At 63.8% G+C, this 22,618-nt stretch carries 22 protein-coding genes and 1 rRNA gene; 19 read left to right on the top strand and 4 right to left on the bottom strand.

Translation table 11 applies throughout. The annotated features are described in order from the left end of the window. The first annotated feature begins 152 nt into the window (after positions 1-152). The 7 genes from rrf to H290_RS0115630 all read left to right on the top strand — a co-directional run bounded on the left by rrf (position 153) and on the right by H290_RS0115630 (position 5,705). Positions 153-269 (top strand): 5S ribosomal RNA (gene rrf, locus H290_RS0115660). 170 nt (positions 270-439) lie between these two features. After that, complete coding sequence (locus tag H290_RS0115655) at positions 440-1,957, top strand: catalase (protein WP_028463253.1); 1,518 nt, start codon at positions 440-442, stop codon at positions 1,955-1,957. Between the two features lie 31 nt (positions 1,958-1,988). After that, positions 1,989-2,705, top strand: a complete 717-nt coding sequence (locus H290_RS0115650; protein ID WP_028463252.1) for an HAD family hydrolase — start codon at positions 1,989-1,991, stop codon at positions 2,703-2,705. Further along, positions 2,705-3,394, top strand: a complete 690-nt coding sequence (locus tag H290_RS0115645; RefSeq protein WP_020107761.1) for a glycosyltransferase family 2 protein — start codon at positions 2,705-2,707, stop codon at positions 3,392-3,394. The genes H290_RS0115650 and H290_RS0115645 overlap by 1 nt, the downstream gene beginning before the upstream one ends. Continuing rightward, on the top strand, positions 3,391-4,338 hold the full coding sequence (locus H290_RS0115640; RefSeq protein WP_020107760.1) for a hypothetical protein: 948 nt from the start codon (positions 3,391-3,393) through the stop codon (positions 4,336-4,338). Before H290_RS0115645 ends, H290_RS0115640 begins: the two co-directional genes overlap by 4 nt. Then, on the top strand, positions 4,335-5,099 hold the full coding sequence (locus tag H290_RS0115635) for a PIG-L deacetylase family protein (protein ID WP_020107759.1): 765 nt from the start codon (positions 4,335-4,337) through the stop codon (positions 5,097-5,099). Before H290_RS0115640 ends, H290_RS0115635 begins: the two co-directional genes overlap by 4 nt. A 9-nt stretch (positions 5,100-5,108) precedes the next feature. Next, positions 5,109-5,705, top strand: a complete 597-nt coding sequence (locus H290_RS0115630) for a class I SAM-dependent methyltransferase (protein WP_020107758.1) — start codon at positions 5,109-5,111, stop codon at positions 5,703-5,705. A 7-nt stretch (positions 5,706-5,712) separates the two neighbouring features. On the opposite strand, the gene H290_RS0115625 is transcribed toward H290_RS0115630, so the two are convergent. The 3 genes from H290_RS0115625 to H290_RS0115615 form a co-directional block, all read right to left on the bottom strand. Then, positions 5,713-6,405, bottom strand: coding sequence for a GAF and ANTAR domain-containing protein (locus tag H290_RS0115625; RefSeq protein WP_036519103.1), 693 nt, complete (start codon positions 6,403-6,405; stop codon positions 5,713-5,715). 57 nt (positions 6,406-6,462) lie between these two features. Then, entirely contained in the window at positions 6,463-6,891 is a 429-nt protein-coding gene (locus tag H290_RS0115620) for an STAS domain-containing protein (protein ID WP_020107756.1), read from the bottom strand. A 193-nt stretch (positions 6,892-7,084) separates the two neighbouring features. Continuing rightward, positions 7,085-7,354 carry a Rho termination factor N-terminal domain-containing protein gene (locus tag H290_RS0115615; RefSeq protein ID WP_020107755.1) on the bottom strand — a complete coding sequence of 90 codons (270 nt, stop codon included), beginning with the start codon at positions 7,352-7,354 and terminating at the stop codon, positions 7,085-7,087. Between the two features lie 282 nt (positions 7,355-7,636). On the opposite strand from H290_RS0115615, the gene H290_RS31465 reads away from it, so the two are divergent. The 3 genes from H290_RS31465 (at position 7,637) to H290_RS0115600 (ending at position 11,691) form a co-directional block, all read left to right on the top strand. Then, positions 7,637-7,792, top strand: coding sequence for a DUF6131 family protein (locus tag H290_RS31465; protein ID WP_020107754.1), 156 nt, complete (start codon positions 7,637-7,639; stop codon positions 7,790-7,792). Between the two features lie 139 nt (positions 7,793-7,931). After that, positions 7,932-9,479, top strand: coding sequence for an FAD-dependent oxidoreductase (locus H290_RS0115605; RefSeq protein WP_020107753.1), 1,548 nt, complete (start codon positions 7,932-7,934; stop codon positions 9,477-9,479). A gap of 178 nt (positions 9,480-9,657) precedes the next feature. Continuing rightward, a complete protein-coding gene (locus H290_RS0115600; protein WP_020107752.1) occupies positions 9,658-11,691 on the top strand; it encodes an HAD-IIA family hydrolase in 2,034 nt (677 codons plus the stop codon). Positions 11,692-11,713: 22 nt separating this feature from the next. Here the strand turns inward: H290_RS0115600 and H290_RS0115595 are convergent, their stop codons facing one another. Continuing rightward, entirely contained in the window at positions 11,714-12,568 is an 855-nt protein-coding gene (locus tag H290_RS0115595; protein ID WP_020107751.1) for a shikimate 5-dehydrogenase, read from the bottom strand. A 53-nt stretch (positions 12,569-12,621) separates the two neighbouring features. On the opposite strand from H290_RS0115595, the gene H290_RS0115590 reads away from it, so the two are divergent. The 9 genes from H290_RS0115590 (at position 12,622) to xerD (ending at position 22,485) form a co-directional block, all read left to right on the top strand. Continuing rightward, a complete protein-coding gene (locus tag H290_RS0115590) occupies positions 12,622-12,936 on the top strand; it encodes a hypothetical protein (protein ID WP_020107750.1) in 315 nt (104 codons plus the stop codon). Between the two features lie 35 nt (positions 12,937-12,971). Then, complete coding sequence (locus tag H290_RS0115585) at positions 12,972-13,790, top strand: TlyA family RNA methyltransferase (protein WP_020107749.1); 819 nt, start codon at positions 12,972-12,974, stop codon at positions 13,788-13,790. Then, a complete protein-coding gene (locus tag H290_RS0115580; RefSeq protein WP_020107748.1) occupies positions 13,787-14,785 on the top strand; it encodes an NAD kinase in 999 nt (332 codons plus the stop codon). Before H290_RS0115585 ends, H290_RS0115580 begins: the two co-directional genes overlap by 4 nt. Further along, a complete protein-coding gene (recN, locus tag H290_RS0115575; RefSeq protein WP_020107747.1) occupies positions 14,785-16,560 on the top strand; it encodes a DNA repair protein RecN in 1,776 nt (591 codons plus the stop codon). Before H290_RS0115580 ends, recN begins: the two co-directional genes overlap by 1 nt. A gap of 92 nt (positions 16,561-16,652) precedes the next feature. After that, on the top strand, positions 16,653-17,840 hold the full coding sequence (steA, locus tag H290_RS0115570; protein ID WP_036519100.1) for a putative cytokinetic ring protein SteA: 1,188 nt from the start codon (positions 16,653-16,655) through the stop codon (positions 17,838-17,840). 82 nt (positions 17,841-17,922) lie between these two features. Beyond that, a complete protein-coding gene (locus tag H290_RS0115565) occupies positions 17,923-18,846 on the top strand; it encodes a copper transporter (protein WP_020107745.1) in 924 nt (307 codons plus the stop codon). Between the two features lie 288 nt (positions 18,847-19,134). Further along, entirely contained in the window at positions 19,135-20,913 is a 1,779-nt protein-coding gene (locus H290_RS0115560; RefSeq protein WP_036519195.1) for a CTP synthase, read from the top strand. Further along, the gene (locus H290_RS0115555) at positions 20,910-21,542 is read left to right on the top strand and encodes an NUDIX hydrolase (protein ID WP_020107743.1); all 633 of its coding nucleotides are present in this window, start codon (positions 20,910-20,912) and stop codon (positions 21,540-21,542) included. The genes H290_RS0115560 and H290_RS0115555 overlap by 4 nt, the downstream gene beginning before the upstream one ends. A 16-nt stretch (positions 21,543-21,558) precedes the next feature. After that, complete coding sequence (gene xerD / locus H290_RS0115550; protein WP_028463245.1) at positions 21,559-22,485, top strand: site-specific tyrosine recombinase XerD; 927 nt, start codon at positions 21,559-21,561, stop codon at positions 22,483-22,485. Positions 22,486-22,618: the final 133 nt, after the last annotated feature.

The following is a 22,618-nucleotide window of genomic DNA, read 5'->3' as shown; positions in this document are numbered from 1 at the left end:
ACTGGTACTAATCGGCCGAGGACTTACAACCAAAACAAACATAGACATAATGTCTCGCATCCACTGTGCAATATCTGAAACAACACACAAACAAACAAATGATCAGCACTAATCATTAACTCGATTTGTGCGTGATGGTTGTTTCACATTGTTACGGCGGCTATAGCGGTAGGGAAACGCCCGGTCCCATTCCGAACCCGGAAGCTAAGCCTACCAGCGCCGATGGTACTGCACCCTAATCAGTGTGGGAGAGTAGGACACCGCCGAACACAATTTCCATTGAAGGCCCTCGACTATATGTCGGGGGCCTTCAGTGCGTTCCGGGGTAGACCTCCACTGTCTGTTTCAGCGGCGCGATGCCTGGGTAACTGGCATTCGGGAGACGGCTGCAGCCCGTTGCCGGCCTCCCGACTGCCGATTTCCGAGCATGGAGGTGCGCATGACCGACGAGCAGATCTACACCACAACCGATGCCGGTGCCCCGGTGGCCAGCGACGAACACTCGTTGACTGTTGGTGCCGGCGGCCCGATCGTGTTGCATGACCACTACCTGATCGAGCAGATGGCACAGTTCAACCGGGAGCGTATTCCGGAACGGCAGCCGCACGCCAAGGGCAGTGGCGCATTCGGTGTCTTCGAAGTCACGGCTGATGTGTCTGCCTACACGTGCGCATCGGTGTTTCAGCCCGGTGTGACCACCGAGATGGCAGCACGATTCTCGACTGTCGCCGGTGAACGTGGGAGCCCCGACACCTGGCGTGATCCCCGTGGCTTTGCGCTGAAGTTCTACACCAGCGAGGGCGTGTACGACATGGTCGGCAACAACACCCCGGTGTTCTTCATCAAGGATCCACTCAAGTTCCAGCACTTCATCCGCTCGCAGAAGAGGCGAGCGGACAACAACCTTCGTGACCACGACATGCAGTGGGACTTCTGGAGTCTGTCCCCGGAGTCCGCGCACCAGGTGACATGGCTGATGGGGGACCGGGGCATCCCTCGGACTTGGCGGCACATGAACGGGTACAGCTCCCACACCTACCTCTGGGCCAACAGTGAGGGTGTCAAGCACTGGGTTAAGTACCACTTCATCACCGACCAGGGCCACGAGTTCTTCACGCAGGATGAAGCCGATCAGATGGCCGCGATCGATACGGACTATCACACGCGAGATCTGTTCGAGCACATCGCCGATGGCGAATTCCCGTCGTGGACGTTGAAGGTGCAGTTGATGCCGTTCGACGACGCGGCCGCGTACAGGTTCAATCCTTTTGACCTGACCAAGGTCTGGCCACACGGGGACTATCCGCTCCATGAAGTCGGACGGATGACGCTGAACCAGAATCCAACCGACCATCACACACAGATCGAGCAGTTGGCATTCGAACCGAACAATCTGGTGCCGGGGATCGGCCTGAGCCCGGACCGGATGCTGCTGGCTCGTGGCTTCGCATACTCAGATGCGCACCGTGCCAGGATCGGCGGGAACTACCGGCAGATTCCTGTCAATGCTTCCAAGTACCCGGTGCATTCGTACTCCAAGGACGGCGCGATGCGGGTGATCAATGCGGTCGATCCGGTGTACGCGCCCAACTCCAAGGGCGGTCCGGCGGCCGCGACTGGCTTCCAGATCGAACCGGGGTGGGCAGCAAGCGGAGAGATCGTCAGGTCCGCATACGTTGATCATCCCGAGGACGACGACTTCGGGCAGGCCGGGACGATGGTGCGTGAGGTCCTCGACGACGCCGCGCGAGAGCGGCTGACCGACAACATCGTTGGCCACCTTCTGAACGGTGTCAGCGAACCGGTGCTGGCCCGGGCTTTCGAGTACTGGAGGCGGGTCGATCCGGACCTGGGAAGCGCGGTCGAAGCCGGTGTGCGCGCCAAGGAGAACGAACTCGATCCGAAGGCTGCAGAGCAGAGCAATCCGGCGCGGACCGGCGCTCAGCACAAGGCGTAGTGAGGTGGTGGACGGGGGCGGGAGTGGTCGGGTGAAAGACGGGCAGATCGCAATCCTGTTCGACATCGACGGCACGCTTGTCGACTCCGTCTACACCCACGTTGTGGCCTGGCATGAAGCGTTCTGCCAGGCGGGGCTGACGGTTCCGCTCTGGGAGGTCCATCGACGCATCGGCATGGATGGTGGGCTCTTGGTTGACGAACTGCTGACGCTCGCCGGTGTCGAGGACAGCGATCCCAAGCGATCCGAACTGGCCGACGACATGTCGGAAGGACACAGTCGGATCTATCGAGCGGCTGCTCAGAGATCACTGCGGGTGCTGCCCGGTGCACGCGAGGTCGTCGAGAGAGCGAAGACGTTGGGGTTTGTGGTGGTGCTTGCATCATCGGCACCGCCGGACGAACTCGAGCTGACGCGTGGTCTGCTGGATATCGAGGAACATGTTGATGCCGTCACTTCCGGCGAGGACGTCGACACCGCGAAACCCGATGCGACACTGGTCAAGATCGCGATAGAGCGTGCGGGTGTGACCCCGTCCAACGCGATCATGGTCGGGGATGCGACGTGGGATGCAATTGCAGCCACGAAGGCCGGTGCCCGGCCGGTCGGGGTGCTGACCGGCGGCGTCAGCGCTTGTGCATTGCGCGATGCCGGCGCGAGTCTGGTGTTTCAGGATTGTCGGGACCTGGCCCTTGACCTGGAGAATGCGGTGCAGAGCCTTACCTCCGATTCGGGAGGTGGGGTGTGATGGCAGCCGCGAGACCACGACCGGAGAGCATTGTTGTCGTCGTTCCTGCCCACAACGAGATGGATGTCCTGCCTGCCTGTTTGAGCTCGATCGATGTTGCTGCCGAAATGGTGGATGTACCGGTCCGGGTGGTGGTTGTGCTCGATGACTGCACGGACGAAACGGCGGCCTGCGTCCCTGACGGTATGGAGTCGATAGCGGTGAGCGGGCGATCTGTCGGTCAAGCCCGCAAAGCGGGTTTTGACCACGGTTTCTGGGATGACCACACCTGGTTTGCCACCACAGACGCAGATTCGGTGGTGCCGCCGAACTGGCTGAGCGAGCAGCTGTCGGCCGCCGCCGACGGATGGGATGCCTTCGTCGGCACGATCGCCGTGCGCACTTGGCCGGATTGGCCACCCGAGGTCGCCGCGAAGTTCTCGGCCGAATACCAGCCCGCAGAAGGCCACCGTCACGTCCACGGCGCAAATCTGGGGATGTGGGCGTCGGTGTACTTCGGTGTCGGTGGGTTTGCGCTCATCGACCATGACGAGGATGTGGATCTCGTGGCGCGCCTGCGGCTTGCGGGAGTTCGCATACGTTGGAGCGCTCGGGCGCCGGTGCTGACATCGACTCGACGGGATGGCCGGGCAACCGGCGGCTTCGCCGACTATCTGGTCGGCCTCCTCGACACCGGAGAGGCGTCGTGAGTTCGGGAGCGATCACTCGAGCGTTCGGCATCGTGTCAGCGTCCGAGTTCGGTCTCCCGCTGCCGGGAGAAGGAGACACGATCGGGCGGTTCCGGCAGTTGGCCGATCTCACCCGCAGCGATATCGCGGTGGGACGCATGGTGGAAGCGCACTGTGATGCCGCCGCAATTCTCCACGAACTCGACGGGCCGCCGATGGGGCCCGGGGAGCTGTGGGGTGTCTGGGCCGCGGAACCACCGGCACCGCTGGTGACGGCACAAATCGAGTCGGGTATCTGGACACTGACCGGGACCAAGGTCTGGTGTTCGGGCGCCTCGGGGTGCACACACGCGTTGGTGACGGCGAGGGCTGATGGATGTCGACGGTTGTTCGCCGTTGATCTTCGGCAGAGCGGCGTGCATCCGTCGGCGGTCGAGTGGTGCAACCGCGGAATGGCCGAAACGAATACTGCAGCGGTCGAATTCGTGGACGTCGAGGCCCGGCCCGTGGGAGAGCCCGGAGGATATCTTGACAGGGCCGGCTTCTGGCACGGCGGTGTCGGGGTTGCCGCGTGCTGGTTCGGCGGTGCGGCCAAGGTGGCACAGGCCTTGTACCGCAAGACCCGTTCCGACAGTGACGACATCACCCTGATGCACCTGGGTGCGGTCGATGCCCAACTGGCCACCGGTTGGGCGGAGCTGGCTCAGGCCGCTGCCGACATCGACAAGAAGCCCGGTGATCTCGCTGACGCACGTCGTCGAGCCTTCAGAGTGCGCTGGTCGATCGAGCAGATCGCCGCCGGTGTACTCGATCGGGTGGCACGCGCACTCGGGCCGGCTCCCCTTGTCGGAAACCCGGATCACGCGCAGGCGGTCGCAGATCTGAGCATCTACATCAGACAGTCCCACGCGGACCGCGATCTGGTGGAACTCGGGCGGCTCGCAGCGGGAGAAGATGCCCGATGAGGTCGTCTGAGCGGTTCAGTGCCGTACCCATCGATGAGCGGGGGACCACGGAAGAGCAGTGGCAGAGCTGGCTGTCGACACGCGAGTGGCCGCAGCTCGAAGTGAAGGTGGATCGGCTGATCGTGCTCGCCGCCCACCCTGACGACGAGGTGCTGGGCGCCGCAGGCATGATGATCGCCGCCGCGGCAGCTGGGATCGAGGTGGTGCCGGTGTGTTTCTCCGACGGAGCGGGTTCCCATCCCGGATCGCCGACCTTGTCGCCCGAAGAACTTGCCACCCGACGGCAGGAGGAACTCGATGTCGCCACGAAGGTGTTGGGAATCAGCAGGTCTCGCTGGTTCGGCCTGCCCGACGGAGGTCTCGATCGCGAGCACGATGCGATGACATCGATCATCAACGACATCTGCGACGAATGGCCGGAGGAAACCCTGGCTGTACTTGCGGTGTGGGAACACGACGGCCATCCAGATCATGAAGCGGTTGGCCGATGCGCGCGTGAGGTCGCTGCAGACCGTGGCATCGAATTGTGGCAATACCCGATTTGGATGTGGCACTGGGCAACTCCGGGTGAATCGAAGATTCCCTGGGAAGACATGCGACGGCATCAGCTCTCGAATACGGCGCTCGCCACCAAACGAATCGCGATCACCGCGTTCGACACGCAGATCAACCCGTTGTCGCCGGATGCCGCCGACCGACCGGTGCTCCTGCCACACATCCTCGATCGGCTGACCCGCACACACGAGTACGTCTTCGGCTGAGGAGCGTTGTTGGACAACAAGTATTTTGACGAGATGTATCGCGACAGCGATGATCCCTGGGGTTTCACCACCCGCTGGTACGAGGAAAGAAAGTATCGGCTGACATTGGCGTCATTGCCAAAACAGCGCTACCGCAATGCCTTCGAAGCCGGTTGTTCGATAGGTGTGTTCACCGAACTACTCGCGGACAGATGCGATAAATTGTTGGCCGTTGACCTCAGCGAGCGGGCGACCGCGATCGCCGCCGGGCGACTCGCATCGGTGGCCGACCGGGTGCAGGTTCAGGCCCGCGACTTCGTCGACGACTGGCCGAATGGGACGTTCGACCTGATCGTGCTGAGCGAGGTGCTCTACTACCTTGATCCGGCACAGTTCGAGACGGTGCTCGAACGATCTCTGGAGACCCTCACCGATGATGGCGATCTGGTTGCCGTTCACTGGCGTCGTCAGGTGGACGAATATCCGACGAGCGGTGATCATGTCCATCACCGGCTGTCGCAGACCGATCTGACGCATGTCGCGGGTTACGCCGATTGCGACTTCCGACTCGACATCTTTCGCAAGACACCAGGGCACACGGTCGCCGAACTCGAGGGACTTGTCTGAGCCGGGCTCAACGATCTTCGGGCCCGGCGTCGACCACACGCTGTGCCACATCGACCAGTTTCACATTGGAATCCTGCGACAGCTTCGCCAGCAACCGAAACGCCGCAGTCGAATCGAGGTGGTAGCGCTCCATGATCATGCCCTTGGCCTGACCGATCAGATCCCGGCTGTTGAGAGCGGTGCGTAGTTGTTCTTTTTCGCGCACGCTCGACAGCGCGACGCTGGCGTGATCGGCGAAGAGTTGCCCGATGGAGCGTGCTTCGTCGTCGAAAATCGAGGGGGTGGTGCTGTGGAGGTTCAATGCGCTGAACTGGTCGCCCTCGACGTACAAACTGAAGCAGATCATCGAGGCGATACCCAGTGCATCGGCGGCAGCGGCAAAACGGGGCCAGCGTGCCTCGTCCCGCATGTCGTCGATCCACACAGTCTTTTCGCCGATGGCCGACCGGATACAGGGCCCTTCGCCCAGTTCCTGTTGCAGCGCATCGGATCTGCCCGCGAGATCGCCGATCGCCACCGGTGTCTCGACCCGAGATTTACCGGTGACCAGGGTGACACTCGCGTATTCGGTGCCTGGGATCGAATCGATCGCCGCCTTCGAAATCGCACGTAGAACGGTTTCGATGTCATCGCTTTCGGCACGCAAACTCCTGGCCACATCGGCCATTCGTCGAGACAGCTCCAGTTGTGACGTTTGCATCGACGCGCCCCCTTTCGAGTGACAGATAAGACTTCCTACCATAGACCGCAGAGCATCCTAGGAGATTCGGTTGCGACGGTTTTCGGGGGTATCTGTCATGGCGTCGATAGCTGCTTCAAGAGTCGTGTAGATGGTCATCGCCTGGTCCAGGCCGACCAGTCGCATCGGCCGAGCAGTCGACGGGCCGTCGGCCACAACGCCGAACCATCCGGACGGAGCGATTGCTTCCTGCGCGGCGATCAGCACAGTCATGCCGGCGGACGACAAGAAGTCCGCAGAAGTCAGATCGATGATGAGGCCGGGGGGCTGTTTGGAGAGCGCCTCGCCGACAGCCTCGGACAACGCAGGCGCGGTCAAGACGTCCAGGCTGCCCGCAACAGTGAGAATGGCCAGCTCCCCGTGATGAGAAGTGACCACCGACACCGCAGCACTTCCAGCATGGGTTCCACTGGTGTCAACGAATTTCGAGTTCTCTGGGTGCTGCACAGCTGCGAGTCCTTTCGACCACGACGAAATAGAGAACGATCGCGGTGAAAATGGTTCCGGATCGGATCTCGCGGCTGCTGTCTCGACCGGTTCTTCTAGTTTGTCACACCTCAGACCCAATCGTGGCATCTGTATGGGCACAGGCACGATCTCTGGATAGTGAACATTAAGCAGTGTTGATCAGGGCCGATGCCTAATGATTGCGGAGCTCATCGATGAGGTCACCCTTATTCAGTTTCGAGTACCCGCGGAGCCCGAGTTCTTTCGCCCGGCTCTTGAGTTCGTCGACGGTCCACTCGTCGTATGAACCGGACTTGCCGCCTTTTCTGCCCACGCTGCTGCGTCCCCGCTTCGCTGCGGCATTCGAGATACGTGCAGCCTTCTCTTTGGATGCCCCTTGCTCGCGCAGATCTTCGTAGAACTTCTCGTCTTTGAGCTGAGGCTGCGAACTCTTGGTAGCCATGTCTCCATCCCTCCGTCAACGCCCGATTTGTGATCACAAACCACAGTCGGCACATGCCTTCAGTTGCCCCCCCGCGAGTACCCACTCCCCGGAACCCACACACCTGGTCAGGTGTGCGCGGCAACGGAATGTGTTCGGAATGTGTTTAAGCCGTTGCAGTCTGGGTAATCGGACAAAACGGGGTTTACGGCACGCCCGTGCTGAAACAGTCAAGGACCCCGCGAGTGGAGACGGACGAGTTCTCGTCCATCCAGTCCCACCGCATGTCAGTCTGGAGTTCATGTGATCATCATCGGCGCAATACTGCTCATCCTTGGACTGCTCTTGGGCATCCAAATTCTGTGGATCGTCGGCGCGGTCCTGCTGGTAGTCGGTGCGGTGCTCTGGATCCTCGGTAGCACCGGACGCAAGGTGGGCGGGCGAGCTCACTATTACTGATCGACTGCTACTGAGTCGACAACTGCTGACTTGACTCCACTAACCGCACCATCCTCGAGGACTGCCTCGAGGATGGTGCGGTCAGTCCACTGGGTCGTTTGACCCACATTAATTCGCCGGCCGGGTTAATATTCCGGCCATGTCCAACCACGAACCCTTCAGCGCTGGTCACCGCCCACTGACCGGAGTGCCGATGACGCGTCGGCGACTCCTGGGCGGTGCCGCGCTGGGGGCCATTGGACTCTCTGTCGGCGGCACTCTCCTGGGCACTGCGACGTCCTCGGCGTCGACGAATGGTGCACCGGGGGGCGCCCCTGGGACAGAGACGTATGACGCGGTGGTCGTCGGAGGCGGGTTGTCGGGGCTCGCTGCCGCAAAACAGATCGCCGCATCCGGTAGATCGGTCCTCGTTCTCGAGGCCCGTGAGCGTGCCGGCGGGCGGGTGCACAACATCTCCACTCCGAAGTTGGGTGTGACCCTGGACGCCGGAGCCGAATTCATCGGACCGACCCAAAACCACATCGCCACGCTCGCCCGCGAATACGGCATCGCCACACTCCCGACATACAACGAGGGTGACAGCGTCTACTGGAACAGCGGACAGCGTTCCACTATGCCCAGCGCGCTCGGCCTCCCGATCGATCCGGCCACGCCGGAGGCGGCGCTTGCGCTGGCACAGGTAGAACTGCAAGCATTTCTGAACTTTCCGGTGGGTGAACCCTGGAAACATCCCGATGCCGCATATCTGGATTCGGTGACCTGGGAGCAGTGGCTGGAAAGCCGGACGATGTCGCCGACCGCGCGCATGCTGCTCGGTCTGGCGAGTTCTGCCGCCTTGTCAGTGGAAGCGCACGAATTGTCGGCTCTCTACTTCTTCAACTACGTGGCAGCCGCCGGTGATGAGGCCAATCCGGGCAGCCTGATCCGCTTGCTGAGCACTTCCGGGGGCGCGCAAGAACAGTTGTTTGTCGGTGGGGCAGCGCTGATTCCGCTTGCGATGGCCGCCGAACTCGGGGACCGGATCGTCTACAACGCCGCAGTCCGTTCGATCGGGTGGGCAGATGGCGTCGCCACCGTGTGCAGCGATGTCGGAACTGTCAAGGCGCGCAAGGTGATTGTTGCCATGTCACCGGCCATCAGCGGCGACATCGAGTATCTGCAAGGCTTGTCCACGGAGCGTCAGGGACTGCACGCCGGCTACCGGATGGGCGCGATCAGCAAGTTTGCCGCGGTGTACAGCACGCCGTTCTGGCGGGCGAAGGGTCTGTCGGGTCAGGTGATCGGCAATGGTGAACCGATCGACGTCTGCTTCGAGAACTATGCCGAGGGCAATCACGTCCTGATGGGCTTCATATCCGGTGATGCAATGCGGCGCCTGGACCACGCTCCCGAGGAACAGATCGTCGCCGAGTGCACCCAGAACTTTGTCGACTACTTCGGTCCCGAAGCACGCGACCACCTGGACTACGGCATCTTCAAATGGGACCTCGAGCCCTGGTCACAAGGCGGACCGGTGGCGGTCAGCCGTCCCGGCACTCTCACCCGATACGGGACGGCGTTGCGCGCGCCCGTCGGTCCGATCCACTGGGCGGGCACCGAGACGTCCGACTACTGGACCGGATACATGGATGGGGCTGTGCGGTCCGGGCAACGGGCTGCCGCTGAAGTGTTGCGCAGCCTGAAGTAGGAGTCGCTGAAGTATCGGGCAGCCCGATGAGGTGATCCTTTTCTCGGAATTAGCCGTTCGACGACTCCAGCGGCTATTCTGGTCAGCGGCCATTCGGCCATTCCAACGAAACTACATAGCGTGAATCCATCGATTCTGCGGTCTTCGCAGGTGGTGTGATCGTGGCGAAGAGGCAGACGTGAACGACCGACCTATCGGCAACGGCAGTGGTAACAGCCGAGGCAATTCCAACAGCGGACGGCCCTCCGATCGCCGTGGTGGATCAGACCGTGGCGGATCAGACCGTGGTGGATCTGATCGCGGCGGCCGTAACTTCCGGAACGACTCGAACGCTCGCCGCGGCACCGGCTCGGCCAACCGCCCACCCGAGCCCCCGCTTCCCGAAGATGTTCTCCCGCAAGACCTCGACACCGAGGTTCGTCGCGATCTGCTCAGCCTCGACCGGGTGAACGCAGACGCGGTTTCGCGCCACTTGATCATGACGTTCCGCCTGCTGGACGAAGATCCACCCTTGGCTCTGGAACATGCCCGTGCGGCACGACGCCGTGCCGGACGCATCGCCATGGTTCGCGAAGCCGCCGGGCTGGCCGCCTACAACGCTCAGGAATGGGCCGAGGCACTTTCCGAACTGCGCGCTGCAAAGCGGATGTCGGCCGGTAACGCACTGCTGCCGATGATCGCGGACTGCGAACGCGGCCTGGGCCGTCCCGAGCGAGCGATCGACGTGGCACGCAGCGACGACGGTCGGGCGCTGACCGGTGAGGTTGCCGCTGAGATGCGGATCGTCGAATCCGGCGCACGCCTGGACCTCGGCGATTTCGACAAGGCCATCGTCACACTTCAGACCAGTGATCTGGATCCGTCGCGGGTCGGCACCGAAGCTGCCCGCTACTTCTACGCCTACGCCGCAGCCCTGCTGGCCGGCGGGCGTCGCGACGAAGCGATCACCTGGTTCATGAATGCGGCCTCGGCCGACGAGGACGACATCACCGACGCCGAAGAGCGCTTGATGGAGCTGTCGGAGCCCGAAACCGAGCCCGAGACCGAGCCCGAGACCGAAGCCGGGACCAAAGCGGAGCCCGGGGCCGCGGATCTGCCATCCGAGGTGCAGGCACCGGTCCGCTCCGAGGCCCGCGCTGCCCAAGTCGCCCCGGTTGCTGTTGCCGAACCGGTCCGGCCCACGCTCGTTCCGGCGGCGCCGGCCGCGGCCGGTGATCGTTTGCGCGATGCCTACGATGCCCTGTTGCTTGATCTCGACGGCACGGTCTACGCCGGCAAGCTGGAGATCCCGGGTGCAAAGGACGCGCTCGACCGAGGTGACCAGAAGAACTACTACATCACCAACAACGCGAGCCGTTCGCCGGAGACCGTCGCAGAACATCTGCGCGACTTGGGATTTGCGGCAGATCCCGACGAGATCGTCACCAGCGCGCAGACCGCTGCGCGGTTGTTGTCGGAGCGTTTGCCGATGGGTTCGCGAGTGCTGGTTGTCGGCACCGAGGCGCTGGTCCACGAGGTCCGCTCGGTGGGACTCGGCGTGACCCGCAGCGCGGATGATCGTCCGGCCGCTGTGGTGCAAGGACATTCGACCGAGACCGGCTGGGAGATCCTCTCCGAGGCCGCTCTCGCCCTGCGTGCCGGAGCTCTCTGGGTGGCCTGCAATGTCGACGCCACGGTGCCGACCGAGCGTGGGCTGCAGGTGGGCAACGGTTCGATGGTCGCCGCAGTTGCCCATGCCACCGGCCGACAGCCGCTGGTCGCCGGTAAACCTGCCGCGCCGTTGATGATCGATGCCGTGAACCGCAGTGGCGCCAAGACCCCGCTGGTCGTCGGTGATCGTCTCGACACCGACATCGAAGGTGCCAACGCGATCGAGGCCGACAGCCTGTTCGTCCTGACCGGTGTCAACAACGTTGCCGACGCGCTCAATGCGCCCGAGGCGCAGCGCCCGACGTTCGTCTCCGCCGATCTGAGTGGACTCAATGCCACCGCCGACGACATCATCGTCGGACCTCGTGCGGGCTGGCACGTCAGTGCACTCGACAGCACCTTGACCGTGGTGGCCACCGACGACGACGCCGACCCGGCAGCAGCGCTCTACGCGGTTCTGCACGCCGGCTGGTCGAACGAACGCACCGCAGCGACGTGGACTGTCGAAGCCGCCGAAGAGAAAGCGCAGAACGCGCTGAAGAGTGCAGGTCTGCTCGCCTGATCCGGTTGGCCTCGGGGTGACTTCAGTTTCTGGAGAACTCCGAGGCAGCGGCGACCTGCGCGTCGGTGGGTCGCACTCCGGTGTAGAGCACGAACTGCTCTGCGGCCTGGAGCGCGATCACCTGCGCACCGGTGATCACCGGCTTACCGGTTGCGGCGGTGATGAGCGGTGTCTGTGAGGGCATCGCCACCACGTCGAACACCGCCTGCGCTGCCCCGACCGCCGCAGCGGAGAAAGGCATGCCCTCGACGTCGGGGCCGCCCGCCATCCCGATGGGTGTGGCGTTGACCAGCAGGTCCGGTGTCTGGGTTCCGAGCTCGGGTTGCCAGGTGAAGCCGTATCGATCCGCCAGTGCCCGCCCCGCCGATTTGTTGCGGGCGACCACGACGGTGTCCGCAAATCCCTCGTCGCGTAGCGCGGCGACCACTGCTTTGGCCATACCTCCGCTGCCTGCGATAGCCACTGAGCTGCCGGTGGAGATTCCGCTGTCGCGCAACAGATTTGCCGCAGCCTGGTAGTCGGTGTTGTAGGCGTGGAGCGTTCCGCCGTCGTTGACGATCGTGTTCACCGAGTCGATCGCGGCCGCTGAATCGTGCATCACGTCCACCAGATCGATGACCGCCTCCTTGAACGGCATCGAGATTCCGGCTCCCCGGATGTCGAGCCCCCGGATCCCGGCGATCGCGGACGGCAGATCCGTTGTGCTGAAGGCCTTGTAGACGTAGTCGAGATCGAGCACGTTGTAGAGGTAGTTGTGGAATTTGGTGCCGATATTGCTCGGCCGTCCCGACAACGATATGCACAGCCTGGTGTCGCGGCGCAGGACTCGAGCGTCGGGTGCAGTCGGATCCGGGTGCGGTCGCGTGGTCGAGGTCATCACTCGACGCTAACAATCGAATAGCCCCCGAGATCGACTAACCTTGGCAGGCGATGAACCAACCCCTTCCCGGCCCCAGACCCACACCCGGCCCCACTCCGGGATCCCGACCGACCCCGGGCCCCGTCCCGGGCGCGGTCCCACCCACCGCTGCCGTCGATCCCGACTCGATCCGGCGTGAGGTTGCCGCGTTGCTCGAACAGGCCGACAACGTGGCCGTGACAGGCAACGACACCGTCGGCGACGAGAGCGCGGGCGACGTCGTGACCGGTGGTGAGTCGCTGATCCAGCTGGCCAAGCAGGCGCATCTCCTCGAACAGGCGCATACGGTGATCACCGACGCCCTGGAGAAGGTCGACCGTGTCTGACGTTGTTCTCGGGGTCGTTTCCGGCCGTGTGCGCCATGGCGCGTAGGGCTCGCCTCGATGCCGAGCTGGTCCGGCGGGGGGAGGCCCGATCTCGGGAACATGCCCGGGAGCTCATCGAAGCGGGTCTGGTCAAGGTCAACGGCACCGTAGCCGGCAAGCCGGCCACCAACGTCGATCTCGGCGCGCCGATCGTGGTGGCGGCGAACAACGATGAGGGCTGGGCGTCACGTGGTGCCCACAAACTGCTCGGTGCGCTGGCTGCGTTCGAGCCACACGGTGTTTCCGTCACCGGAAAACGGTGCCTCGATGCGGGTGCCTCCACCGGCGGTTTCACCGACGTCCTGCTTCGCCGGGAGGCCGCAGAGGTCGTTGCCGTCGACGTCGGCTACGGCCAGCTGATCTGGCGTATTCAGAACGATGACCGGGTCCACGTGCATGATCGCACCAACGTCCGCAGCCTGACCGCCGAGCAGATCGGTGGTCCGGTGGATCTGGTGGTGGCCGATTTGTCGTTCATCTCCCTCAATCTCGTCCTCGCCGCGTTCGCCGATTGCGCCAAGCCCGGTGCCGACCTCCTTCCGATGGTCAAACCTCAGTTCGAGGTGGGCAAGGACCGCGTGGGATCAGGCGGAGTGGTGCGCAGTGCCGAGCTGCGCGCAGAAGCAGTGACCGATGTGGCCGAGACCGCGGCGAGCCACGGCCTGCAGACGCTCGCTGTCGTGGCGAGCCCGTTGCCGGGTCCGTCGGGCAATGTTGAATACTTCCTCTGGCTGCGTAAACAGAGCGAACCCGCTGTCGTAGATGACAATGTGCGTATGGCAATTGCCGAGGCGATCGAGAAAGGGCCCCAGTGAGTGATGTGGTGGGTGTCCCCGCTGTAGAGGTTGTGGAGGCGGGTCCGCACGAACGTGAGTTCCTGGTTGTTGCCCACACCGGCCGCGACAACGTGCAGGAGACCATGGCGGTCATCGCGAAACGCTGCGCCGATGCCGGTATCGGATTGCGGGTCGTCGATCACGACATCATGTCCAGCCATCCCGAGCAACGGTATGTGAGCGCGGTTTATCCGCTCGATCCCAACGAACTGCGCGAGATCGGTGCCGACGTTGCCGTGACAGCCGGCGACGACCAGTCGGCCGTCGGTTGTGAGGTCGTCATCGTGCTCGGTGGCGACGGCACATTCTTGCGGGCCGCCGAACTCGCACACCCGGTGTCGGTGCCGGTACTCGGAATCAACCTGGGGCACATCGGGTTTCTCGCCGAAGCGGAAGCGAATCGCATCGACGAGGTGATGGCGAAACTCGTCGACCGCGACTATGAGATCGAAGACCGGATGACGCTCGACATCAGCGTCCGGGTCGACGGAAAGGTCATCGCGCAGACCTGGGCCCTGAACGAGGTGAGCATTCAGAACCTGTCGCGGCAGGGTGTTCTGGAGCTGATCACCGAGGTCGACGGACGCCCGGTCTCGGCGTTCGGTGCCGACGGCATCCTGGTGTCGACACCGACGGGTTCCACCGCCTACGCGTTCTCCGCAGGGGGACCGGTCATGTGGCCCGACCTGGAGGCCATCCTGCTCGTTCCCTCGAACGCGCACGCACTGTTCGCCCGGCCGATGGTGACGAGCCCCCGCTCGCTGGTCGCGGTCGAGGTGATGGCTCGTGGGCAGGATGCTCTTGTTTCCTGCGACGGGCGACGCAACATCGACGTACCGGCCGGCGGCCGCATCGAGGTCATCCGTGGAGCCAAGCCGGTGCACTGGATCCGGATCGACTCCGATCCATTCGCCGACCGGCTCGTGCGCAAGTTCGAATTGCCGGTCACGGGGTGGAGGGGAAGGCAAACCTAGTGCTCGAAGAAATCTCGATCAGCGGTCTGGGCGTCATCGACAAGGCCGGCGCCGAGTTTCATGAAGGCCTGACCGTGCTCACCGGCGAGACCGGTGCGGGTAAGACGATGGTGGTCACCAGCCTGCATCTGCTGTCCGGTGCCCGGGCCGATGCCGGCCGCGTCCGTACCGGCCAGAGCCGGGCAGTGGTGGAAGGCCGTTTCCGGATCACCGGCACCGAGGCCGCGGAAGTGCTCGATTCATCGGGTGCCGAATTGGACGACGACGGCACGGTGATCGCGGTCCGAACGGTCAACGCCGACGGCCGATCCCGGGCTCACCTCGGTGGCCGGTCCGTCCCGGTTGGACTGCTCGGGCAGTTCACCAGCGGCCAGTTGGCGATCCACGGACAGAACGACCAGTTGCGGTTGCTGCGCGCGGAACATCAGCGCGATGCACTCGACCGATTTGCCGCCGATGCCGTGACCAAACCGCTCAAGGCTTACCGCGAAGCACGCGACCGGTGGGTCACACTGGCCGATCAGCTCCGGGAACGACAGGCCAACTCCCGCGAGATCGCGCAGGAGGCCGACCGACTCCGGTTCGGCCTCGACGAGATCGACAAGGTCGCGCCGCAGGCCCGCGAAGACGAAGAGATCGCGATGACGGTGCGCCGGCTCGGTGATCTGGAAACTGTCCGCGCTGCCGCGGCCGCCGCGCTGGTGGCGGTCACCGGCGCCGACCCGAACCACGATGGACAGCTCGGCGGCTCGGTCCTCGACGGGCTGGGCGTTGCACGGACGAGTGTGAGCACGATCAACGACGAGACCCTGCGTGGTCTGCTGCCGCGGATCGAGGAAGCGCTGAATGTCGTGGGCGACATCGGTGAGGAGCTCAGCGGTTTCCTGTCCGGTCTGCCCGCAGATGCGGCCGAGCTCGAGCAGTTGCTGCAGCGTCAGTCCGAACTCAAGTCACTGGTCCGCAAGTACGCCCCGGACATCGATGGTGTGATCGCCTGGGCCGACGCCGCCCGCTCACGGCTCACCGAGATCGGCGACTCGTCGGAATCGCTCGAAGACCTCTCGGCCCGGGTCACCGCTGCCCGCGACGACGTGGGTGTGGCTGCAGGCAAGCTCACCAAGGTGCGCGTGAAGGCGGCAAAGTCGCTGGCGACGAAAGTCAGTTCCGAACTGACCGGTCTGGCGATGGGAGATGCGCAACTGGAGGTCATCGTCACTCCAGACCCGGCAACCGACAACGATCGCCGGTCGCTCGAGATCGCGGGCCGTCAGGTCCATGCCGGCCCCGACGGTACGGACAGGGTGGAGTTCGGACTGGTGGCCCACGCGGGCGCGCCCGTCCGGCCGATCGCCAAATCGGCGTCGGGAGGTGAGCTCTCCCGCGTGATGCTGGCGCTGGAGGTGGTCCTGGCCGGTCCCGGTGGCGGATCGACGATGGTGTTCGACGAGGTCGACGCCGGTGTCGGCGGTCGCGCTGCGGTCGAGATCGGTCGGAGGCTGGCCCGCTTGGCGCAGGCGCATCAGGTCATCGTGGTCACGCACCTGCCGCAAGTTGCGGCATTTGCCGACAATCACCTTCTGATCGGAAAACAGACCTCGGCGGGTTCAAAATCGGCCAGGGGTGCGTCGGTGACGAGTTCTGTGGCAGTTCTCGACCGTGAGGAGCGCGTGGCTGAACTGGCCAGAATGCTTGCCGGACTTGGTGATTCGGATACCGGGCGGGCTCATGCCGAGGAGCTCCTGGGCACTGCGGAGCAAGAGAAAGCGGCATTCTGAGCGCGATACACGTGTTACTCGTGTGACAAAAGAGGCGTGTGTTACGGCGCGCCTCCGACAAAAGTATCGAGTTGTGGTTCAGTGTTTTCCGCATGAGGATGCCTGCCCTGCTATCACGCACAACCGAAACTCTGCCTGGGATCAGCGGTATCGCCAGGATCGACAAGAACACCAAACGACTGCTGTCCAGAGTCGGCCCCGGGGACATCGTGATCCTCGACGAGGTCGACCTGGACCGCATCACGGCCGACGCACTCGTCGCCGCTGATGTGCTGGCCGTCGTGAACGCTTCGACGTCCATCTCCGGTCGTTTCCCCAACCTCGGACCCGAGCTGCTGGCAGCTTCGGGCATCACCCTGATCGACGACGTCGGAGTCGAGGTCTTCCAGCGGATCAAGGACGGCGCCAAGATCCGCGTCGACGAAGGTGGCCTGTACTCGGGTGAGCGCCGGCTCGCCAAGGGCACCGAACTCGGTGAGCGTGAGATCGCCGACCTGATGATCGATGCCAAGGCCGGTCTGGTCGATCACCTCGAAGCCTTCTCGGGCAACACCATCGAATTCATCCGGAGCGAGTCGCCGCTGCTGATCGACGGTGTCGGTGTCCCGGATGTCGACGTGCGCATCGAGGGCCGGCACGTGGTGGTCGTCGCCGACGGACCCGATCACGCCCTGGATCTCAAGCGCCTCAAGCCGTTCATCAAGGAATACCAGCCGATCATGGTCGGTGTTGATGGCGGCGCCGACACCCTGATGGCGATGGGCTACCGACCAGACCTCATCGTCGGTGATCCCGAAGGAATGAAGTCCGCCACGCTCAAGTCCGGCGCCCAGGTTGTCCTGCCTGCCGACCCCGATGGCCACGCCCCGGGACTCGAGCGGATCCAGGACCTCGGAATCGGCGCGATGACGTTCCCGGCCGCCGGATCGGCAGCCGACCTCGCGCTGTTGCTCGTCGACCATCACGACGCCGCACTCATCGTCACGGTGGGCCACCCCGCCTCGATCGACGAGTTCTTCGACCGCAGCCTGCGTGAATCGAACCCCTCGACCTTCCTCACCCGGCTCAAGGTCGGTGCCAAACTCGTCGACGCCAAAGCAGTTGCGACCCTGTATCGTTCGCGGGTTTCCGGCGTTGCCATCGCACTGCTGATCCTGGCCGCACTGGTGGCCGTCGTCGTCGCGGTGATGATGTCGAGCAGCGGCAACGAAGTGGCCGACTGGATCGTCGACCAATGGAACCGCCTCACCGACTGGGCTGCGCGCGTGTGGAATGAATGATCGCCGCCGGTGACCTCTGGGCGTCGTTGCCTCTGAGGGTTCTTCGGCTGGTCCGATCTAATACTCCTGGAATGAGATTTTTGTGATTTCGCTTCGCCAGCACGCTATTTCGCTGGTCGCGGTGTTCCTCGCCCTCGCTGTCGGTGTGGTGCTGGGATCCGGATTTGTTGCTGACACGTTCGGATCGGCCAGTGGCGCCGAAGACAATCATGAGCAGGAACTGCGCGACGAGAATCAGCAGCTGACCAACAATGTCAACTCCGCCAACAACTTCGACACCGCGATCGCGGGTCGCCTGTTGGCCGACTCCCTCACCGACCGTCCGGTGCTGATCATCACCGCTCCGGGCGCCGACGAGGGTGATGTCGCGACCGTCAAAGACAACCTGAACAAATCGGGAGCCATCGTCAGCGGACAGCTGGCACTCACAGACAGCTTCGTGAGCGATCAGAATGCGGAGAAGATGCGTTCGATCGTCGACCAGTCGATTCCGCCCGGCAGTACCTTGAAGACCGAATTGACCGACTCCGGCGGTCGGGCCGGTGATCTGTTGGGGCTGCTGCTCAACTTGTCGCCGGAGGATGCGGAACCGCAGGTGGACGCCGCTGCCACCGAGGCCGGCCTGGCCGCACTCAAGCAGGGTGGGTTCATCGACTACGCCGACGGTGCGGTGGCTCCCTCTCAGCTCTCGATCATCGTGACGGGCAACAAGTTTGCCGACGACTCCGGTGCCCGCGGACCGGTGATCGCCCGCTTTGCGTCGGCTTTCTCCGAACGCGGTGCCGGCACCGTCCTGGTCGGCCGGACCGGATCTGCGGACGGCTCGTCACCGATCGCGGTGGTCCGCGCCGATCCGAGTCTGAACGCAAAGGTCTCCACCGTCGACAACGTCAATCAGACCACCGGCAACATCACCGCCGTACTGGCGCTGATCGACGAGCTGGGCAACAAGAACGGTGCCTACGGCACCGGACCCGGTGCGACGGCAATTGCGCCGGAGAGCTGATCGAACTCGCCCGACCGCTCTGAAAGTCTGACTGCGATGCCACGTGTCATCTGCGCCACATTGGCGTGCGGCTCGTGGCGTTCGTGTCTGTGACGTCTGGTTCTGAGGAATCGCCGAGTTGTGTCAACAGTAGGAAATCTGTCCATTGGTGTTACCGTGGAGTCCCGTAGGTAGGCAAGGATTTCTTGCCGCAGTACTGACAAGTCGAGCTTTGTGTTCGGCTTCGTCTTACAACCGGCGGGCCGAACGATGAGTTCGGCTCCGTCGCACGCCGAAACGGGAGAAGCGTTGCGTCCACTACGTCATGTGCGGTCAGGCACAAAGCACATCTTCGTGACCGGGGGCGTCGCATCGTCACTCGGCAAAGGTCTGACGGCTTCGAGCCTCGGCCAGTTGCTCACCGCGCGCGGTCTGCGGGTCACCATGCAGAAGCTGGATCCGTACCTCAACGTTGATCCCGGAACGATGAACCCGTTCCAGCATGGCGAGGTGTTCGTCACCGAAGACGGCGCCGAGACCGATCTCGATGTGGGCCACTACGAGCGCTTCCTCGATCGTGATCTCTCGGGTTTCGCGAATGTGACCACCGGACAGGTGTATTCCACCGTCATCGCCAAAGAACGCCGCGGCGAGTATCTCGGCGACACGGTGCAGGTCATCCCTCATATCACCGATGAGATCAAGAGCCGCATCCTGGCGATGAGCCAGGCGGACAACGACGGCGAGATCCCCGACGTGGTCATCACCGAAATCGGTGGCACGGTCGGCGACATCGAATCGCAGCCGTTCATCGAGGCCGCGCGCCAGATCCGTCACGACGTGGGTCGCGACAACGTCTTCTTCCTGCACGTGTCGCTGGTTCCGTACCTCGCGCCGTCGGGCGAGCTCAAAACCAAGCCCACCCAGCACTCGGTGGCCGCGCTGCGCAGCATCGGTATCCAGCCTGACGCGCTGATCCTGCGCTGTGATCGCGACGTGCCGGAGGGCCTGAAGAACAAGATCGCACTCATGTGTGACGTCGACGTCGAAGGTGTCATCTCGACGCCGGACGCTCCGTCGATCTACGACATCCCCAAGGTGCTGCACTCCGAACAGCTCGATGCCTACGTAGTCCGCAAGCTCGGTCTGCCATTCCGGGACGTCGACTGGACTGTGTGGGGCGAGCTGCTCAAGCGCGTCCACGAGCCTCGCGAAGAGGTCACGATCGCGCTGGTCGGAAAATATGTCGAGTTGCCCGATGCGTACCTGTCGGTCACCGAGGCCATTCGCGCCGGCGGTTTTGCCCATCGGGCCCGCGTGAACCTGGTGTGGGTGCAGTCGGATGACTGCGCCGAGGACGCCGGTGCCCAGGCCGTGCTCGCCCAGGCAGACGGCATCCTGATCCCCGGTGGATTCGGCATCCGCGGCATCGAGGGCAAGGTCGGCGCGATCCGGTATGCCCGCACGCACAACGTCCCGCTCTTGGGACTGTGCCTGGGCCTGCAATGCATCGTCATCGAGGCCGCACGCGTCGCTGGACTCGCCGACGCGAGCTCCACCGAGTTCGATCCCGACACGCCTTACCCGGTGATCTCGACGATGGCCGATCAGGAAGATGCCGTCGCCGGTGACGCCGATCTCGGCGGGACAATGCGATTGGGCGCCTACCCGGCGAAGCTGGAACGCGGCTCTGTCGTGGCGAATGCCTATGGCTCCGTTGATGTTTCCGAACGCCACCGCCATCGCTTCGAGGTCAACAACAGCTACCGCGACAAGATCGCCGAAAGTGGGCTGGTGTTCTCGGGTACCTCGCCGGACGGTCACCTGGTCGAGTTCGTCGAGTACCCGCGTGAGGTGCACCCGTTCCTGGTCGGAACCCAGGCCCACCCTGAGCTGAAAAGCCGGCCGACGCGTCCGCACCCGTTGTTCAGTGCATTCGTGCGGGCGTCGCTGCGGTACAAGATGGCCGAGCGGTTGCCGGTGAACGTCCACGGTGACGACGATCCCGATCCTGATCTCGATTCCGATCTCGATCAGGCTCTCGACGTGACCGCTGCAGAGGCGGGCGCGAAAGAGGCCGGCATTTGAGCGAGCGTCATGAGTTCCGGACCCTCGGAACCGACGTTCGGTACGACGGGGCGATTCTGGCGCTCCGCGTCGACGAGGTCGCGATGCCCGGAGGGGGTTCCGCCAAACGCGAAGTGGTCGAACACCACGGCGCCGTTGCGGTCGTGGCCGTCAACGATCGGGACGAGATCGCGCTGGTGCTGCAGTACCGCCATCCGATCGGACGGCGCCTGCTCGAACTACCGGCGGGGCTTCTCGACGGGGGACCGCAGGAGAGCCCGGTCGACGCGGCCCGCCGTGAACTGCTCGAGGAAACCGGTCTTGCCGCCGAGCGGTGGCAGGTGCTGGTCGACGTCGACGTCTCACCCGGATTCACCGACGAGGCGCTGCGGATTTATCTCGCCACCGGGATAACCGAAGTGCCACAACCGGATCCGGAACACGAGGAAGCCGACATGACATTGCACTGGGTTGCTCTCGGCGATGCGGTCCAGAAGGTCCTCGCCGGTGAGATCGTCAATGCGACGGCGGTGGCCGGCATCTTGGCACTGGGTGCCTCGCGCGCGCAAGCGGTTCCGTTGCGCGATGTCGATGCTCCGTGGACCGACCGGCCCGTGGCGTTCGCCGAACGTCGAGCCGCCCGATCATGACCACGCGCCGAACCTCATGACGCTCGCAGACCAGGTGCAGATCTACCTGGATCACCTGGAGGTCGAACGAGGTTCGGCGCGAAACACTTTGCAGTCCTATGCCCGCGACCTCCGCCGCTATCAGGACTACCTGGCCGCGCGGGGGATCGATACGCTCGCCGACGTCACCGAAGCAGACATTCGCGAGTTCCTGGTCGCACTGCGCCGCGGTGACGCAGACAACGGCAAACCGCCGCTGGCCGACAGTTCGATCGCGCGAACCCTGGTGGCCACGAGAGGTTTTCACAAATTTGCCGCGGTCGAAGGGTTCGTGCAGGCCGACGTCGCACACGCTGTGGCTCCGCCCAAGGCTCCCCGGAGACTTCCGAAGAGCCTGCCGGTCGACGAGGTTCTCGCGATTCTCACCGCCAGCGGGGGAGAGGACGCCGCCGACGACTCGAGGTCGTTGCGGAACCGGGCACTGCTCGAACTGCTGTACAGCTGCGGGGCCCGCATCTCGGAAGCCGTCACACTCGACGTCGACGACATCGACACCGAGTCGCGGTCTGTTGTGCTGCGCGGCAAGGGCGGAAAAGAGCGGATCGTCCCGGTGGGGCGACCGGCGATCGCCGCACTCGACGCCTACCTCGTGCGTGGCCGGCCCGCGCTGGTCTCCAAGTTCAACCCGGCACTGTTCCTCAACACCCGAGGCGGCCGGCTGAGCCGCCAGAGCGCGTGGCAGGTACTGGTCGACGCATCCGAGCGGGCCGGACTGGACAAGGCGGTCTCGCCGCACACCCTGCGGCACAGCTTTGCGACCCATCTGCTCGACGGCGGTGCGGATGTCCGTGTGGTGCAGGAATTACTCGGCCACGCGTCGGTCACGACCACGCAGGTGTACACACTCGTGACGGTCGGAACCATGCGTGAGGTGTACGCACTCGCACATCCCCGAGCCCGGTGAGACCCGAAAAGAGCAGGTGCGGACCCGCTTCGCGGTGAGCCTCCGCGTTGCCAGGGCAGTGACCCACTAGGCTCGTGGTGTGACAACGCCGCAGCCACCTGAATACGGGCGCGGGCGTGATGCGAATCAGTTG

The sequence above is a fragment of the Nocardia sp. 348MFTsu5.1 genome (genome assembly GCF_000383535.1).
In the GTDB taxonomy this organism is placed as follows: domain Bacteria; phylum Actinomycetota; class Actinomycetes; order Mycobacteriales; family Mycobacteriaceae; genus Williamsia; species Williamsia faeni.
This window is presented reverse-complemented; position numbering and strand designations above follow the sequence as displayed.